This window comes from Pseudomonas nitroreducens (assembly GCF_010994165.1).
In the GTDB taxonomy this organism is placed as follows: domain Bacteria; phylum Pseudomonadota; class Gammaproteobacteria; order Pseudomonadales; family Pseudomonadaceae; genus Pseudomonas; species Pseudomonas nitroreducens.
On sequence record NZ_WMBX01000005.1, the window covers coordinates 486,517 to 502,769 of the forward strand.

Below are 16,253 nucleotides of genomic sequence, written 5' to 3' on the forward strand. Positions count from 1 at the left end.
AGCCAGCAAAGGCGATGCCAAATTGCCGGCGATTGAATTCCGACCCCGGTGAGCCTGAATGATTCCCCGCTTTTTTCCACGGGTACTTCCGGCTCCCGGAGGCGCATTGTTCTAGATGCATAAGCCCTAACCATCATCCCACGGCGATATGACAAGCTGCCGCGCGTTCAAGCCTCCAGTAGAAAGGTCACCGGCCCGTCATTGACCAGGTGGACCTGCATGTTGGCGCCAAAACGGCCAGTGGCGACCAGCGGATGACGCTCTCGCGCCTGTTCCACGAGTAGATCGAACAACGCGGCGCCCCTTGCAGGAGGCGCCGCGCTGGAAAAGCTCGGTCGCAGGCCCTTACGGGTGTCTGCGGCCAGGGTGAACTGCGAAACCAGCAGCAGGCCGCCGCCGACATCGCTCAATGAAAGGTTCATTTTACCTTCATCGTCGCCAAACACTCGATAGTTAAGCAGCTTGTGCAGCAAACGGTTGACCGAGTCTTCGTCGTCCTGGGGCTCCACCCCTACCAGAGCCAGCAGCCCATGGTCGATAGCGCCGACGATTTCGCCGTCAACCTCGACGCGGGCGCCGCGCACCCGCTGGATCAAACCCTTCATTCAGCCTCCGGCGGCAGGTTCAGCAGGCGGCGGCCAATTTCATTGGTGGCGCGGATCAGCGCATCGGTGATGCCCGGCTCGCCGGCCACGTGGCCGGCGTCGCGGACGATCTGCAACTCGCTGTTGGGCCAGGCCTTGTGCAGCGCCCAGGCATTGTCGAGCGGGCAGACCACGTCGTAGCGGCCGTGAACGATCACCCCCGGCAGGTGGGCGATCTTGTGCATGTCGCGCAGCAGCTGGTCCGGCTCGAGGAAGCCGTCGTTGACGAAATAGTGGTTCTCGATGCGGGCGATGGACAGCGAGCGGTGCGGGTCAGCGAAGCGATCCACCACCGCCGGGTTCGGCCGCAGCGTGGCGGTCCGGCCTTCCCAGGTGGACCAGGCGCGCGCGGCGTGCATCTGGGCGATCTGGTCGGGGCCGGTCAGGCGGCGATGGAAGGCGTGCAGCAGGTCGTCGTGCTCGTCGGCGGGAATCGGCGCCAGGTAGTCTTCCCAGTAATCCGGGAACAGGCGGCTTGCGCCCTCCTGGTAGAACCAGCGGATTTCCTGCGGGCGGCAGAGGAAGATGCCGCGTACGATCAGCGCCAGCACGCGCTCGGGATGGGTCTGGGCGTAGGCCAGCGAAAGGGTGGAGCCCCAGGAACCGCCGAACAGCACCCACTTGTCGATGCCCAGGTGCTCGCGGATGCGCTCGATGTCCTGCACCAGATGCCAGGTGGTGTTGTTCTCCAGGCTGGCGTAAGGCGTGGAGCGGCCGCAGCCGCGCTGGTCGAAGGTGACGATGCGGTAGATATTGGGGTCGAAGAAGCGCCGCGACATGGCATCGCAACCGGAGCCCGGGCCGCCATGGATGAACAGAACCGGCAGTCCGTCGGGCGTACCGCTCTCGTCCACATAGAGGACGTGCGGGTCATCGACGGCCAGTTCATGGCGGGCGTAAGGCTTGATTTCCGGATACAAAGTTTGCATGGCTCGCTCCTGGATCAGTGCGTACGGTCGCTCCCGGACCAGTAACCATCCTAGGGCCTGTCGCCACCCTATAGAAAGTCGCGTTGCCGCAGCGCGACTTCCATCGAAAGTCTTCGGCCCCCACGGTGTCGGGCATGATACTCGGGCCAGCGAAAAACCCATAAGGGAGTTAGTGAGCCATGCCACGGAAGTTGTTTCTTTCTCTTTTCCTGCTGATGCTCGCCTTGGCCGGCTGTGATCGCGACGACCCGCGCGCACAGCTGGACGCCGCCGTGAAGCAGTTGCAGGACAACCTCGAAGCCAAGAATAGCGGGGCCGTGATCGATCAGCTGGCTGGCGACTTCCGCGCCAATGGCGAGTTCGATCGCGACTGGGCCAGGCGCACCATGACGCTGATGTTCCTGCGGCACCAGCAGGTCAAGGTAATCCTGCTCAGCAGCGAGAGCAGGATCGACCCGACCTACGCCAACCGCGGCCATACCGACGCGCAGGTCGCCCTCACCGGCGCCGAGAACCTCCTCCCTGATAGCGCCGGGCATTACTCGGTCAGGCTGGAGTGGTGGCGCGAAGGATCGGAATGGAAACTGGCGAGGCTCGACTGGCAATGACTTCCCCCTTGCAACACCGCATTCGCGCCGCCGGGCTGCTGGTCAGCAACGACGAAATCCTGCTGGTGCGTCATGCAGTCGCCGGCGACGAATACTGGATTCCACCGGGCGGTGGCTTCGAGTCGGACAAGGACGAGTCCACCCGCGACACCGTGCGCCGCGAGTGCCGGGAGGAAACCGGGCTGGCGGTGGAGGTCGGCCCGCTGGTCTACGTGCGCGAGTTCGCCGAGCCGCTGGCCGCGCGCTTCCACATGGAGCTGTTCTACCGCGTGGATGCCTGGGACGGCCGGGTCAACCTGGACAACCTGCGCGGCCTGGGTGGCGACGAGTTCGATATCCGCGAAGTCGCCTGGGTGCCGCGCCGCGAGCTGCCGCGCCTGCCCTCCTACTACCCCGCCGAATTGCTCGACGATGTCTGGGAGCGCCTGGCCGAGGCGCAACCGCTGATCCGCCACCTCGGCCTGCAGCGCTAGGATTACTGCACCGGTTCGCTGGTGGGCTTGGCAATGATCGCCTGCAGCTCGGCGGTCATGGGGAATTCCAGGTTGAGGTTCTTCGGCGGGATCGGCTGCTCGAACCAGCGCTGGTAGATGCCCTTGATCTCGCCGGAGGAATACAGCTCGGCCAGCGTCTGGTTGACCAGGGCGAGGAACTGCGGATCGTCGCGGCGCACCATGCAGGCGTAGATTTCTCGCGATTGCGGCTCGCCCACCACCACCCACTGGTGCGGGTCGCGGGCCTTGGCCTTCTCGCCGTAGAGCAGCGCGTCATCCATGTAGAAGGCTACCGCACGGCCCGACTGCAGCATGAGGAAGGCTTCGCCATGATCCTTGGCGCTGACCACGTTCATGCCCAGTTTGTGCTCGGCGTTGTAGGCCTTCAGGTAGCGCTCGTTGGTGGTGCCGGCGGTGGTCACCACGTTCTTGCCCTTGAGGTCGGCGAAGCCCTGGATACCGCTGTCCTTGGCGGTCAGCAACTGGCCTTTCACGTAGATGAAGCCGTAGGAGAAGGCGACCTGCTTCATGCGCTCGGCGGTGACGCCGGTAGAGCCACACTCCAGGTCCACCGTGCCGTTCTGCACCAGCGGAATGCGCGTCTGCGAAGTCACCAGGTTGTACTTCACCTTGAGATCGGGCTTGCCGAGCTTCTGCCGGATGCGCTCGACCACCTTGCCGGCCAGGTCCACCGAGTAACCCATGGGCTGCCCGCTGTTATCGCCCAGGTAGGAGAACGGTACCGAGGCGTCGCGATAACCCAGGGTTATCGTGCCGTGCTCGGCGACTTTCTTCAGCGTGCCGTCCAGTGCCTCGTTGGCCTGTGCCAGCGCGCAGACCAGGCTGGACGCCGCCAGCATTCCCAGAGCAAGTCGTTTCATGGGTGCGATCCTTCTTGTTGTTGTGAGTCGGGTTAGGGGTCAGGGCCGCGCGGCAATCACGGTGATTTCCACCAGCACCTGCGGCCGCGCCAGCAGCGCCTGCACCGTGGTGCGGGTCGGTGCGCAGCCTTCCGGCAGCCAGCCGGACCAGATGCCGTTCATGGCCTCGAAATCGGCGGCGATGTCCTTGAGGTAGATGGTCGCGCTGAGGATGTCCGCCTTCCCGGTGCCGGCTTCGGCCAGCAGCGCGTCGATCTTCGCCAGCACTTCGCGGGTCTGGCCCTGGATGTCGGTGGCCTGCCCAGGTACCTGCCCGGACAGGAACACCAGCGAGCCGAAGACCATAGCGCCGGAAAGGCGATCGTTGGTGGCGATGCGTGTGAGTTGCATGGTGTGTCTCCCCATTCGAAGAAATCAGCCGGCCAGCCGCGCGGGCGTCAGGCCGGTCGTGTCGATATCCGGGTGACGCCCGGCGATCTGTGCGGCGATCAGTTGCGCACTGCCACAGGCGAGGGTGAAGCCCAGCGCGCCGTGGCCGAGATTCAGCCAGAGGCCACGCGGCCCGCAGGCCCCCACCAGCGGCACGCCGGTGGGCGTGGCCGGACGCATGCCGGCCCATTCGATGGCGGCGCTGTAGTCACAGGCGTCCGGCAGCGTATCCGCCGCCTGCTGCCGGATCAGCGCCAGCCGCCTGGGCTCCAGGCGCGGGTCAAAGCCAACGATGTCGACCATGGCAGCGATGCGCAGACGCTCGCCGATGCGCGCGTAGACCACCTTGCGGTCGTAGTCGGTGAGGCTCACCTCGAGCGCGTGGTCCTCGGCGCGGATTGGCGCGGTCAGGCTGTAGCCCTTCAGCGGATAGAGCGGCAGGCGCGGTCTACCCGGCAGCAGCGCCGCGCTGCGGTAGCCGGCGGCGAGGACCACGTGATCGGCCTCGAAGGTCTCGCCGCCCGCCTCCACACCGATCACGACGCCATTGCGAATCATCAGCCGGGAAGCCGGGCGGGCATACACCAGCCGGCAACGTCCCGATGCCTGAAGTCGCTCGGCGAGCCGCTGGCAGAACAGGAAGCAGTCGGCGACCTCCTCGTCCGGCGTATGGATGCCACCGACGAAGGGCGCACTCGCCAGCGCCGGGTCCAGCCCGCGGCACTGCTGCGCCGAGAGCACGAATTGCGCTGAAGGATCGGATAGGGTCTGCCGCGCACTGCGGAAGCTGCCTTCATCGCGGAAGGCCACCAGCTTGCCGTTGCGCCGCCAGTCGAAGCCGTCCAGCCCATCCTCCCGCCACTGCGCCAGCGTGCTCTGGCTGAACAGCGCGAGGCGCAGTAAATGTTTCGCATTGGCCTGGTTCACCGAGCGCCGACAGGCCGCCGTGAATTCCATCAGCCAGCGCCACTGCGCCGGATCCAGACGCGGGCGCAGGCGCAGCGGCGAGTCGCCGCGCAGCAGCCAGCCCAGTGCCTGCTGCGGTACGCCGGCATCGGCCAGGGGCGCCACGTAGCGGTAGGACAGCTGGCCGCCGTTGGCGAAACTGGTTTCCAGCCCGGCCGCATCCCGCGCTTCCAGCACAGTGACGTCGAAGCCCTCCTGGACCAGCGCCTGCGCCGTGGCCAGCCCGACCACGCCCGCGCCGATGATGCAAATCCGCTGTGCCATTGCCGTCTCACTGTCCATCCATTCCAGGCTCCGACCTTAGGACCGGATGACAGGCGGCGAACAATGAATAAACATGGGCAACCCATAAACCAGGGTTATACCTTGGCGAATCCGCTGACGGAGGCAAGCCATGCGCCTGCGCCATATCGAAGTGTTCCAGGCCATCCGCGAAACCGGCTCGGTCAGCGGCGCCGCGCAATTGCTGCACGTCTCCCAGCCGGCAGTGACCAAGGTGCTGCAGCACGCCGAGCAGCAGTTGGGCTTCCCGCTATTCCTGCGCGTGCGCGGCAAACTGCAGGCGACCCCCGAGGCGCTGGAGCTGGAGCGCGAAGTCGCCAAGGTCACGGAAAGCCTGCAGGGCGTTCGCCGCCTGGCGCAGAGCCTGCGCGGCCAGCCGGAGAACCGCCTGCGCGTGGGCGCCACGCCGGCCCTGGCGCTGTCGCTGCTGCCGCCGGTGATCCGCGAATGGACCGACCGCTATCCGCAAAGCAGTTGCGAACTGGCTACCCAGCATTCCCGCGAACTGATCCAGAACCTGCTGATGCGCGAGCTCGACCTCGCCCTCACCCTGCAGCAGACCGACCATCCCGGCCTGCGCTCGCAGGTCATCGCCAGCGGCCCGCTGGTAGCCCTGGCACCACGCGCGCACTGGCCGGAAGACCGTTTGGGCAAGGCGCTGACGCTGGACGAACTGGCCGGCGAGCCGATGATCGGGCTGTCCACCTCCGACCCGCTGTCGGCGCGCCTGGAAAGTCATCTGGCGAACGTCGAACCACCACCGCGCGTTCGCATTTCAGTACAGACCTATGCACTGGCGCGCACGCTGGTGGAGGCAGGAACAGGATTGGCGCTGGTCGACCCCTTCACGGCACTGGGCGCGGACGAAAGACTCACCGCACTGCGCCCGCTGTCACCTCCGGTGAAGGTCACGCTCTACGCCCTGACCCGAGCCGACGAGACGCCTCCTCACACCCAGGCTCTGCTGCTGGAGATGCTGGTGCGACATGCCGAGATGCAGTTGGCCGATCTCCAGACCGAGGATTGAAGCAAGGTCCGCGTAGTCTGCTGCGCCTGATTGCTGCGCGTCATTGTCAAACGAGGGGAAATACCCGAATCTTCTGCGCCCCGAAGGGATTGGTTTTGATCTGAAAGGACTCGTCATGACATTGCTTCGCCCACTTCTCCTTGCTCCGTTTCTGCTCTCGCTTGGCGCCTGCGCCACGCAAACCGCCACCGGAAAGAATCCCACGCAAGCCCTCGACAAGCTGGTGACCAATACCGCCAGCGCCGGCAACGTTGTGGAAAACAGCGTCCTTCGCGCCGGCAACGAAGCCGCCCTCGCCCTGCGCCTTCCACGCGGCCTGCTGCAGCTTCAGGTAAGTTGCTCGGCTGAGAGCGCCAACTGGTTATATGTCGACACTCCCGGTCGCATGTACGCTGTGGGCCAGTCGCAATATCGCGAACCCATCCCGCTGACGAGTGACACCGCCAGAACACTGCGTAGCTTGCCGCAGGTGGTTCAGGCCTGCGCTCAGAACCCGGACTGGCGCAAACTGGCGAACTTCGAAAGCGGCAACGACGGACATGTCCTGCTGGACATCGCCAGCCTGGAACCACAGCCCGACGGGAGCCTGAAGCTCTGGGCTGCATTCGACTACCCGTCGCTGGCCTACGATGCGCCCTACCAAGCGCCTTACGGCAGCAAGGTCGAGCAACTGCAAGTCAATTGCGGCCGTAACACTTACACCTGGCTGACTGGCTACGACCTGGATCCGCGCCAGCGAGTCACGGATGGCCGCATCGAGGCCTCCCCCAGCGCGCGCACCTTCAGCTCCGCCTCAGCCGACTACCTCGCCATCCTGCAAGCTGCCTGCAAGCCGCACGAACAACTGTCCGCGCTGGCGCGGGCGGAGAATCGCGACAAGCCCGCCCCTGATCTGGAAAACCAACCTGCGCTGGATGCCGGAGTCGCTCGCTACGTGACCTCCCTGGGCTTCGATGCGCCTCGAAAATCTCTGTCCTACCTACGCACCGAAGGCACCTCGACCTTCAAGGGAGAAACCAAGCCATTGATTGAGGAGTTCTGGTTCCAGCCGGGCGATACTCCCGGCCTGCTGCACATCAAGCGGCAGGGCACGGGCTACGTCTCGCAGGACACCAGTTTCATGGGCATGCTGGAGCTCAGCAGCGTGACCCACTACAGCAAGGCGCAGGGCACCCGTGAGGTAGAAAAGCTGGAATTGGAAGGCAACTGGAAACAGATGCCTGTGGGTGAAAAGCTCAGCTACCGGCTCACTCGAAAAGAGAACTTCAGCATCATCGGCCAGACCCGAGACACCCAGGAAACGCGCTGCGAGGTGATCCGCGAGTTGTCCGCAGCCGAGCTGAATCCCCAACTATCCGGCAGCGCCAAAGAGATTCATTGCTCGGTAGTCGACGACAAATACAAGCGCATCGATACCCGATACTTCCTGGAAGACTACGGCCTGGTATTCCGCCAGGGCGATAGCCGAAATGAATTCTATTACTCCGATTCGCGCATCGTTCGCTTTCGCTGAAGCAGGTTCGGGAAGAAAAGACAGCCCCCTGTCACACCGGGGAAGCGCCGCCGGGATGCGTGGTCCAGCGGCGCCGCGCCGACAAGCCCCGGCGCGGCAGGAGGCTGTGTAAAAACTTACCGGCCGTAGTGCTCGCGGCCCCAGGCGATGAAGGTTTCCAGCATGCGCCGGAGTACCTGGGCGGTCGGTGCGGCGAGGTCTTCGCGGTAGCCGAAGGGTGCGTGCTCATCCATGTAGTTGCACTGCGCGAGTTCCAGCTGCACCGCATGCACGTTGTCCTGCGGCTGGCCGTAGTGGCGGGTGATGTGGCCGCCCTTGAAGCGGCCGTTGAGGATGTGGCGATAGGCCGGCGCGTCGGCGCACACCGCCACCAGTCGCTCGGCCAGTTGCGCGTCGCAGCTGGCGCCGCTGTTGGTGCCGATGTTGAAGTCCGGCAACTTGCCGTCGAACAGGTGCGGGATGACCGAGGCGATCGAGTGGGCATCCCACAGCAGCGCGTAGCCGAATTCTGCCTTCAGCCGTGCGAGTTCGCCGGCCAGGGTCTGGTGATACGGCGTCCAGACTTCCTTGAGGTAACGCGCACGCTCTTCCGCGGAAGGCGCCTGCCCTTCCTTGAACAGCGGGCGGCCGTCGAACAGGGTGTCCGGGTAGAGGCCGGTGGTGGCCGTGCTGTACAGCGGCTTGTCGTCGGCCGGGCGATTGAGGTCGATGACATAACGCGAGTAGCCGGCGGCCAGGGTGCTGGCACCCAGTTCTTCGGCGAAGGCGTAAAGCTGCGGGATGTGCCAGTCGGTGTCGGCCAGCTCACGGGCCTCGTCGACCAGACCGGCTTCCACGGCCGGGGTCAGGCGCAGGCCGGGGTGCGGCATGCTGATGAGCAGTGGCACGCGGCCACGTTTGAATTCGAGAACGTTATTCATGGGTAGTTATCTCCACACCCAGCGAGATGAGTTCATTTTCGTGCTGAAAGTCTGTGCCAATGCTTCCCCCTCACCCCAGCCCTCTCCCAGGGGGAGAGGGGGCCGTCCGTACCGGCCTACAGCAAAGCGTCATCCTGCACCGAACAGTCCCCTCTCCCGCTTGAGGAGCGGGGCGCGCAGCCAGGGTTAGGGTGAGGGGCTTTTGAACTTGCGGTTTCACAACTCTTCGCCGTGACGAATGACGCGCTTGGGCAGGTCGCCGCCGAGCCAATAGGCCAGTTCGGCGGGGCGCTGGATGTCCCAGGCGATGAAATCGGCAACCTTGCCCGCTTCCAGGCTGCCGTGGCTGTCGGCCATGCCCAACGCCCGCGCGGCGTTGAGGGTGACGCCGGCCAGCGCTTCCTCCGGGGTCAGGCGGAAAGCGGTGCAGGCCATGTTCAGCATCAGGCGCAGCGACAGCGCTGGCGAGGTGCCGGGGTTGAGGTCGCTGGCGATGGCGATGTTCACGCCGTGCTTGCGCAGGGCGTCCATCGGCGGCAGCTGGGTTTCGCGCAGGACGAAGAAAGCGCCCGGCAGCAGCACGGCAACGGTGCCCGCCTCAGCCATGGCCATGGCGTCGCTCTCGTCCATGAATTCCAGGTGGTCGGCGGATAGCGCGCCGTAACGCGCCGCAAGACTGGAACCATGCAGCGAGGACAGCTGCTCGGCATGCAGTTTTACCGGCAGACCTAGTCGCTTCGCAGCCTGGAACACCCGTTCGACCTGCGCGGGGGAGAACGCCAGGTGTTCGCAGAACGCGTCCACCGCGTCCACCAGCCCTTCCTCGGCCAGCGCCGGGAGAATGTGGGTGCAGACCTGATCGATGTACTCGTCGGCGCGCCCAGCGTATTCCGGCGGCAGCGCATGGGCGGACAGGCAAGTGGTGCGTACCGTCACCGGCAACTCCTGCTCCAGACGGCGGGCCACGCGCAGCATGCGCCGTTCGCTGTCCAGATCCAGGCCGTAGCCGGACTTCACTTCCAGCACGGTCACCCCGTCGGCCAACAGTGGGCGGGCACGCTTGATGGCGCTGGCCAGCAGTTCGTCCTCGCTGGCCTCGCGGGTGGCGCGCACGGTGCTGGCGATGCCGCCGCCGGCCGCCGCGATGTCCGCGTAGCTGACGCCGTTCAGGCGCTGCTCGAACTCGCCGCTGCGATCGCCGCCGAACACCAGGTGGGTGTGGCAGTCGATGAAGCCGGGCGTGACCCAGGCGCCGCCCAGGTCGGTGCTCTGTACCGGGCGCTCGGGCAGCTCGGCACGCGGACCGATCCAGCTGATGCGTTCACCCTCGGTGATGATCGCGGCGTCTTCGATGATGGCGTAGCGGCCATCTTTCATGGTTGCCGCGTGGCAGTGGTGCCAGAGGTGTTTCATTGCAGTCTCCCGATGCTCGCGCCGACGCTTTCCAGTGCTGCCGGGTCGGCCAGCAGTGCGGTGGCACGGTCGATGTCCGGCGCCAGCCAGCGGTCGCTGTCATAGGCCGGCACCTGTTCGCGCAGCAGGCTCCAGGCACAGTCGGTGCCGGCGCCGAAACGCTGCGGCTTGAGGAATTCAAAGGCCTGGGCAGCCAGCAGGTATTCGATGGCGAAGATGCGCCGGGTATTGTCGATGGCGCGGCCGAGCTTGAGCGCGGCGCTGGTGCCCAGGCTCAGGTGGTCTTCCTGCAGGCCGGAGGTGACGAAGTTGTCCACCACCGCCGGCTGCGCCAGCTGGCGGTTCTCGCCGGCCAGGGAGGCGGCGACGTATTGCACGATCATCATCCCCGAGTTGACGCCCGGCTGGCTGACCAGGAAAGCCGGCAGGCCGCTGACCAGCGGGTTGATCAGACGGTCCAGGCGGCGTTCGGATACCCCACCCAATTCAGCCACGGCAATCGCCAGCAGGTCGGCGGCCATGGCCACGGATTCGCCGTGGGGGTTGGCCTGGGACACCACGCGGTAATCGTCCGGCGTACCCAGCACCAGCGGGTTGTCGGTGGCGGAGTTGAGTTCGGTCTCGATCTGCTTCGCCGCGTGTTCCAGCTGATCGCGGCAGGCGCCGTGGATCTGCGGCATGGAACGGATGCTCAGCGCGTCCTGGGTGCGGACACCCTTGCTGCTGGCGATCACTTCGCTGCCTTCGAGCAGCGCGCGCAGGTTGGCACCGACCTTCTGCATGCCCGGGTGCGGCTTGAGTGCGATGATCTCGGCGTCGAAGGCGTCGATCTGCCCGCGCAGGGCTTCGAAGCTCATGGCGCCGATCACGTCGGCCCATTGCATCAGGCGCGTTGCGTCGTCGAGGGCGAGGCAGCTCAGGCCGGTCATGCAGGGCGTGCCGTTGACCAGGCAGAGCCCGTCCTTGGCGCCCAGCTGCACCGGCTCCAGACCTTCGGCGGCCAGGGCCTGGAAGGCCGGGACGACTTCACCGCGATAGCTCACGTCACCAATGCCCAGCAGCGCCACGCCGACGTGGGCCATGTGGGTCAGGTAACCGACCGACCCCTGCGACGGCACGCGCGGGGTGATGCCATGGTTGAGCAGCGCCAGCAGCGCTTCCACCACGCGGCGGTGCAGGCCGGATTTGCCGTGGCTGTAGTTGGTGATGGCCGCGCAAATAATCGCGCGGGTCTGCTCATCCTTCAGCGGTTCGCCGACACCGCAGGCATGGCTGAGCAATGTGTTACGCGACAGCTGCGCCAGTTGCTCGCCCTGCAGCACCACGTTGCACAGCGCGCCCAGCCCGGTACTGATGCCATAGGCCCGTTCCCCCCGGCTGACGATGCGCTCGACGATGCCGTGGGCGTTGTCGATGCGCGCCCAGGCGGCCGCCGACAGTTGCAGCCGCGCGCCGTGGCGCGCCACCGCGACCAGATCCTGCCAGCGCACTGGGCCGTTGCCGATGGTGATGGGGGAAGCGGACGACATGCGGAACTCCTGTAGGCGGGGAAGCCCCCTTCCCCGCCGGTGAATGACGTTAGATAGCAGCGACACGGCGCTGGACGAAGCGGTCGACGTATTCGTCGGCAGGCTTGTGCAGGATGTCGCTGGGCGCACCGACCTGGATCAGCTGGCCGTCCTTGAGGATGGCGATGCGGTTGCCGATGCGCACCGCTTCGTCGAGGTCGTGGGTGATGAAGACGATGGTCTTGTGCAGGGTTTTCTGCAGCTCCAGCAACTGGTCCTGCATGTCCGCGCGGATCAGCGGGTCGAGGGCGCTGAAGGCTTCGTCCATGAGGATGATGTCGGTGTCCGCCGCCAGGGCGCGGGCCAGGCCGACGCGCTGGCGCATGCCGCCGGAGAGCTGGTGTGGGTAGGACTTCTCGTAGCCCTTCAGGCCCACGGTGTTGATCCAGTGCAGCGCGCGCTCCTGGCAGAGCGCCTTGCTCTCGCCACGAATCTTCAGGCCGTAGGCGACGTTGTCGAGCACGCTCTTGTGCGGCAGCAGACCGAAGCTCTGGAACACCATGCTGATCTTGCGCCGACGGAAATTTTCCAGCGCGGCCGCGTCGTAGCCGAGCACGTCCTCACCGTCGACCAGGATCTGCCCGCTGGTGGGGTCGATCAGGCGGTTGAAGTGGCGCACCAGGGTCGACTTGCCGGAACCGGAGAGGCCCATGATGACGAAGATTTCCCCGGCCTCGATGGACAGCGACAGGTCGTTCACCCCGACCACGCAGTCGGTGGCGGCGAGGACTTCGGCCTTGCTCTTGCCCTGGCGGATCATCGCCAGGGCCGCATCGGCCTTGGCGCCGAAGATCTTGTAGACGTTCTTGACCTGGATCTTGCTCATTTGCTGGCCTCATGGTGGCGCGAGCGGCCGTAAGCCTGGGTGATGCGGTCGATGACCACGGCAAGGATGACGATGGCGAGACCCGCCTCCAGGCCCTTGCCGACGTTGAGGGTCTGGATGCCCACCAGCACGTCCTCGCCCAGACCACGGGCGCCGATCATCGAGGCGATGACCACCATCGACAGGGCCATCATGGTGGTCTGGTTGATGCCGGCCATGATGCTCGGCAGCGCCAGCGGCAGCTGCACGCCGAACAGTTGCTGGCGGCGGTTGGCGCCGAAGGCGGTGATGGCCTCCATCACTTCGCGGTCGACCTGGCGGATGCCCAGGTCGGTGAGGCGGATCAGCGGCGGCGCGGCGTAGATCACCGTGGCGAAGATCGCCGGCACCTTGCCCAGGCCGAACAGCATCAGCACCGGGATCAGGTACACGAAGCTGGGCATGGTCTGCATGATGTCCAGCAGCGGCAGCAGGATCGCCCGGAAGCGGTCGCTGCGTGCGGCGAGGATACCCAGCGGGATGCCGATCAGCACCGAGATGATCGTGGCGACCATCATCAGCGCCAGGGTCTGCATCAGCTTGTCCCACAGGCCCACGGCGCCCACCAGGAACAGCAGCCCGACGATCACCACGGTCGGCAGGATGCGCCGGGTGGCGTGCCAGGCGATGCCGGCGACGATGGCCAGCATCAGCCACCAGGGCGTCGCGCGCAGCACGCTCTCCAGGTTGACGATGGCCCACAGCAGGGTGTCGGAGATGTGGCGGAACACGTCGCCGTAATTGGTAACCAGGGCATCGACCCAACCGTTGACCCAGTCGGCGATGGAGAAGGTGAAGCGTTCGGGAAACATGGCACGTACTCGTCAGGAGTGGGCATCACCGGGGAAGCAGCGCCTCCCCGGATTCGGCGGCGTCAGAGCGCGGCCTGGACCTTCTTCGCAGCGTCCTCGCTGACCCAGGTGGTCCACACTTCCGGGTGTTCCTTGAGGAAGGCCTTGGCCAGTTGCTCGGAGGTGAGTTTCTCCTTGGCCATCTTCGCCAGGTTCTGGTTCAGCAGGTCGATGGGCAGGTTGACCTTTTCCAGCACGGCGACCAGTTCCGGGGCCTGGTCGTGGAAGGCCCTGGACAGGCCGACCTGGATCTTCACGTCCTTGTTTACGCCCGGCTCATCCAGCTTCACCAGGTCGGCCTGGCCCATCAGCGGCGTCGGCGACCAGTAGTAGAAGAGAATAGGCTCCTTGCGCTTGTAGCTCGACAATACGGCGGCATCCAGGGCCGGGCCGGTGCCGGGGCGGAAGTTGGTGAACTTGTCCTCGAGGCCGTACTTCTTCAGCATCTCGGAGTTTTCCAGCTCGCAGGTCCAGCCGGCCGGGCAGTTGTAGAAGCGGCCCTTGCCCGGCTCTTCCGGGTCGCGGAAGACCTCGGCGTACTGCGCCAGGTCAGTGACGGCCTTCAGATTCGGCGCCTTGGCTTCGATGTTGCGCGCCTTGTCGCCCTCGATCACGAAGCGCGGTACGTACCAGCCCTCGGTGGCGCCGACGATGGGCGCGCCCACGCCGACCACCTTGTTCGCGGCGGCGGCCTTGTTCCAGGCGTCGCTGCGGCCAATCCATTCCTCGCTGAAAACCTGGATGTCGTTGTTCGCCAGCGCCTGCTCCATGGTGATGGAGTTGCCCGGCAGGCTGTCGGTTTCGCAGCCGTAGCCGTTTTTCAGGATGATCTGCATGAGGTCGGTGAGCAGCATGCCGCTCTCCCAGTTCAGCCCGGCGAATTTCACCGGCTTGCCACTCTCGCACCAGCCGGCGGCCTGGGCCGAAGTCATGGTGCCGCCCAGCAGACCGGCGGACAGGAACAGGCCCAGCAGCGTCTTCTTGGTGTTGTTCATCTGATGCTCCTAAACGTGAATGAGGTTGGGCAGTGCAAGGGCCGCGCAGGCTTGTGGCCACGCGGCCGGGCCGGTCTGTTCAGGTGCGGGCCGGCAGGATCAGCCGGTCCGGTACTGCCCGCGTGACGCGGCGGGCGACCAGGTAATAGAGAACGGCCGGAACCACGAGGCCGATGATCCAGGAGATATCCACGCCACCCAGGGCGTCCACCAGCGGGCCGGTGTAGAACTTGGTGGAAATGAACGGCAACTGCACCAGCACGCCGATCACATAGACGCTGATGCCGGGGATGTTCCAGCGGCCATAGCGGCCATCGGGGTCGGCCAGCGCCGGCACGTCGTAGTGCTCGCGGGTGATGCAGTAGTAGTCCACCAGGTTGACCGCGCTCCACGGGGTGAAGAAGGCCAGCAGGAAGAGGATGAAGGACTTGAACGCGCCAAGGAACGAATGCTGGCCGAGCAGCGCGATCAGGGTCGCGGCGCCGACGATCAGCAGGACGAACACCAGGCGCTGCACACGGCTCACTTCCAGGTGGCCACGGAAGCCGCTGATCACGGTGGCGATGCACATGAAGCTGCCGTAGGAGTTCAGCGTCGAGATGGTGATCTTGCCGAAGGCGATGCTGAAGTACAGCAGCGCAGCAACGGCGCCACTGCCGCTCAGGCCGACGATATAGGCCACCTCATGGCCGGCGAACTGCCCGTTGGCCCCGGCCGCGGCGAACACGCCGAAGATCATCGCCACCTGGGCACCGATCACCGAGCCCGCGCCCACGGCGAGGAAGGTTTTCACCGAGGACGTCTTGCTCGGCAGGTAGCGCGAGTAGTCCGCGACATACGGCCCGAACGCAATCTGCCAGGAGGCGGCCAGGGACACCGCGAGCAGGAAGCTGCTCCAGCTGAAGTGGCGGATCTGCAGCAACGCGCTGACGTCGGTCTGGCTCATCAGGCGGCTGAACAGGTAGACGAAGGCGATCACCCCGATGACGCTGGCGATGCGGCCGATGACGTGGATGACGCGGTAGCCGAGCACGGTCACCAGCACGATGACGCTGGCGAACATCAGGATGCCGACGCTGTCGCTGACGCCGAACAGCTGGCCCAGCGCCTGGCCGGAAAGCACCGTGCCGGTGGCGGTGAAGCCCAGGTACATCAGGCACACCAGCACGATCGGGATGGCCGCGCCGTAGACGCCGAACTGCACGCGGCTGGAGATCATCTGCGGCAGGCCGAGCTTGGGCCCTTGGGCGGCGTGCAGCGCCATCACGCCGCCGCCCAGCAGTTGGCCGATGAGCAGGCCGATCAGCGACCAGAACACGTCGCCGCCCAGCACCACGGCCAGGGCGCCGGTGACGATGGCGGTGATCTGCAGATTGGCGCCCAGCCATAGGGTGAACTGGCTGTAGAGCTTGCCGTGGCGCTCGGCCTCGGGGATGTAGTCGATCGAGCGCACCTCGATCAGGGGTTTGGAGCTATCACTGGCCTGGGACATCGTTATTGTTCTCCCGAAGGGAATTCTTGTCTGTCGATGTACTGCTGCTTTACGGACCGGGCCGCCGCACCACGCCGTGCGGCGGCCCTCTCCCTGGTCCTGGCTTGCTATCGCCGAATTACTTGCCGGTGATCATCGGCAGGTTCAGGCCCTGTTCCTTGGCGCAATCGATCGCGATCTGATAACCCGCGTCGGCATGGCGCATCACGCCGGTGCCTGGGTCGTTGGTCAGCACGCGGGCGATGCGCTCGGCAGCCTCGTCGGTGCCGTCGCAGACGATCACCATCCCCGAGTGCTGGGAGAAGCCCATGCCCACCCCGCCGCCATGGTGCAACGAGACCCAGGTGGCGCCGCTGGCGGTGTTCAGCAGGGCGTT

At 65.6% G+C, this 16,253-nt stretch carries 15 protein-coding genes and 2 pseudogenes; 4 read left to right on the plus strand and 13 right to left on the minus strand.

From position 1 onward, the window contains the following. Window positions 1-167 precede the first annotated feature (167 nt). Both dtd and pip read right to left on the minus strand, forming a co-directional pair. The gene (gene dtd / locus GJV37_RS23785) at window positions 168-605 is read right to left on the minus strand and encodes a D-aminoacyl-tRNA deacylase (RefSeq protein ID WP_024764182.1); all 438 of its coding nucleotides are present in this window, start codon (window positions 603-605) and stop codon (window positions 168-170) included. After that, on the minus strand, window positions 602-1,573 hold the full coding sequence (gene pip, locus GJV37_RS23790; protein ID WP_170858817.1) for a prolyl aminopeptidase: 972 nt from the start codon (window positions 1,571-1,573) through the stop codon (window positions 602-604). The genes dtd and pip overlap by 4 nt, the downstream gene beginning before the upstream one ends. Window positions 1,574-1,752: 179 nt before the next feature. Between pip and GJV37_RS23795 the strand changes: the two genes are divergently transcribed. Then, on the plus strand, window positions 1,753-2,181 hold the full coding sequence (locus tag GJV37_RS23795) for a hypothetical protein (protein ID WP_065327945.1): 429 nt from the start codon (window positions 1,753-1,755) through the stop codon (window positions 2,179-2,181). Beyond that, window positions 2,178-2,654, plus strand: coding sequence for an NUDIX domain-containing protein (locus GJV37_RS23800; RefSeq protein ID WP_170858816.1), 477 nt, complete (start codon window positions 2,178-2,180; stop codon window positions 2,652-2,654). Before GJV37_RS23795 ends, GJV37_RS23800 begins: the two co-directional genes overlap by 4 nt. A 2-nt stretch (window positions 2,655-2,656) precedes the next feature. Here the strand turns inward: GJV37_RS23800 and GJV37_RS23805 are convergent, their stop codons facing one another. Genes GJV37_RS23805 through GJV37_RS23815 form a run of 3 tightly spaced genes read right to left on the minus strand, consistent with a single transcriptional unit; the run spans window position 2,657 to window position 5,215 of the window. Beyond that, window positions 2,657-3,556, minus strand: coding sequence for a transporter substrate-binding domain-containing protein (locus tag GJV37_RS23805; RefSeq protein ID WP_170858815.1), 900 nt, complete (start codon window positions 3,554-3,556; stop codon window positions 2,657-2,659). A gap of 39 nt (window positions 3,557-3,595) precedes the next feature. Then, entirely contained in the window at window positions 3,596-3,946 is a 351-nt protein-coding gene (locus tag GJV37_RS23810) for a RidA family protein (protein WP_024764186.1), read from the minus strand. 24 nt (window positions 3,947-3,970) lie between these two features. Then, on the minus strand, window positions 3,971-5,215 hold the full coding sequence (locus tag GJV37_RS23815) for a D-amino acid dehydrogenase (RefSeq protein ID WP_038803330.1): 1,245 nt from the start codon (window positions 5,213-5,215) through the stop codon (window positions 3,971-3,973). Between the two features lie 63 nt (window positions 5,216-5,278). On the opposite strand from GJV37_RS23815, the pseudogene GJV37_RS23820 reads away from it, so the two are divergent. Both GJV37_RS23820 and GJV37_RS23825 read left to right on the plus strand, forming a co-directional pair. Beyond that, window positions 5,279-6,260 (plus strand): annotated as a pseudogene (locus tag GJV37_RS23820) (LysR family transcriptional regulator). A 115-nt stretch (window positions 6,261-6,375) separates the two neighbouring features. Continuing rightward, the gene (locus tag GJV37_RS23825) at window positions 6,376-7,773 is read left to right on the plus strand and encodes a hypothetical protein (protein WP_170858813.1); all 1,398 of its coding nucleotides are present in this window, start codon (window positions 6,376-6,378) and stop codon (window positions 7,771-7,773) included. Between the two features lie 116 nt (window positions 7,774-7,889). Here GJV37_RS23825 and hutG read toward each other — a convergent pair whose 3' ends face one another. The 8 genes and pseudogenes from hutG to GJV37_RS23865 form a co-directional block, all read right to left on the minus strand. Continuing rightward, the gene (gene hutG, locus GJV37_RS23830) at window positions 7,890-8,693 is read right to left on the minus strand and encodes an N-formylglutamate deformylase (RefSeq protein WP_065327951.1); all 804 of its coding nucleotides are present in this window, start codon (window positions 8,691-8,693) and stop codon (window positions 7,890-7,892) included. A gap of 216 nt (window positions 8,694-8,909) precedes the next feature. Next, a complete protein-coding gene (gene hutI, locus GJV37_RS23835; RefSeq protein WP_170858812.1) occupies window positions 8,910-10,106 on the minus strand; it encodes an imidazolonepropionase in 1,197 nt (398 codons plus the stop codon). Continuing rightward, entirely contained in the window at window positions 10,103-11,635 is a 1,533-nt protein-coding gene (gene hutH, locus GJV37_RS23840) for a histidine ammonia-lyase (protein WP_170858811.1), read from the minus strand. Before hutH ends, hutI begins: the two co-directional genes overlap by 4 nt. Window positions 11,636-11,684: 49 nt before the next feature. Further along, complete coding sequence (locus GJV37_RS23845; protein ID WP_024764190.1) at window positions 11,685-12,500, minus strand: quaternary amine ABC transporter ATP-binding protein; 816 nt, start codon at window positions 12,498-12,500, stop codon at window positions 11,685-11,687. Beyond that, window positions 12,497-13,351: an ABC transporter permease gene (locus GJV37_RS23850; protein ID WP_038803328.1), complete on the minus strand. Its 855-nt coding sequence runs from the start codon at window positions 13,349-13,351 to the stop codon at window positions 12,497-12,499. The genes GJV37_RS23845 and GJV37_RS23850 overlap by 4 nt, the downstream gene beginning before the upstream one ends. A 62-nt stretch (window positions 13,352-13,413) precedes the next feature. Continuing rightward, a complete protein-coding gene (locus GJV37_RS23855) occupies window positions 13,414-14,322 on the minus strand; it encodes an ABC transporter substrate-binding protein (RefSeq protein WP_420875896.1) in 909 nt (302 codons plus the stop codon). A gap of 142 nt (window positions 14,323-14,464) precedes the next feature. Then, on the minus strand, window positions 14,465-15,877 hold the full coding sequence (locus GJV37_RS23860; protein WP_170858809.1) for a purine-cytosine permease family protein: 1,413 nt from the start codon (window positions 15,875-15,877) through the stop codon (window positions 14,465-14,467). Window positions 15,878-15,995: 118 nt separating this feature from the next. Continuing rightward, a pseudogene (locus GJV37_RS23865) lies at window positions 15,996-16,253 on the minus strand (urocanate hydratase); the annotation flags it as partial.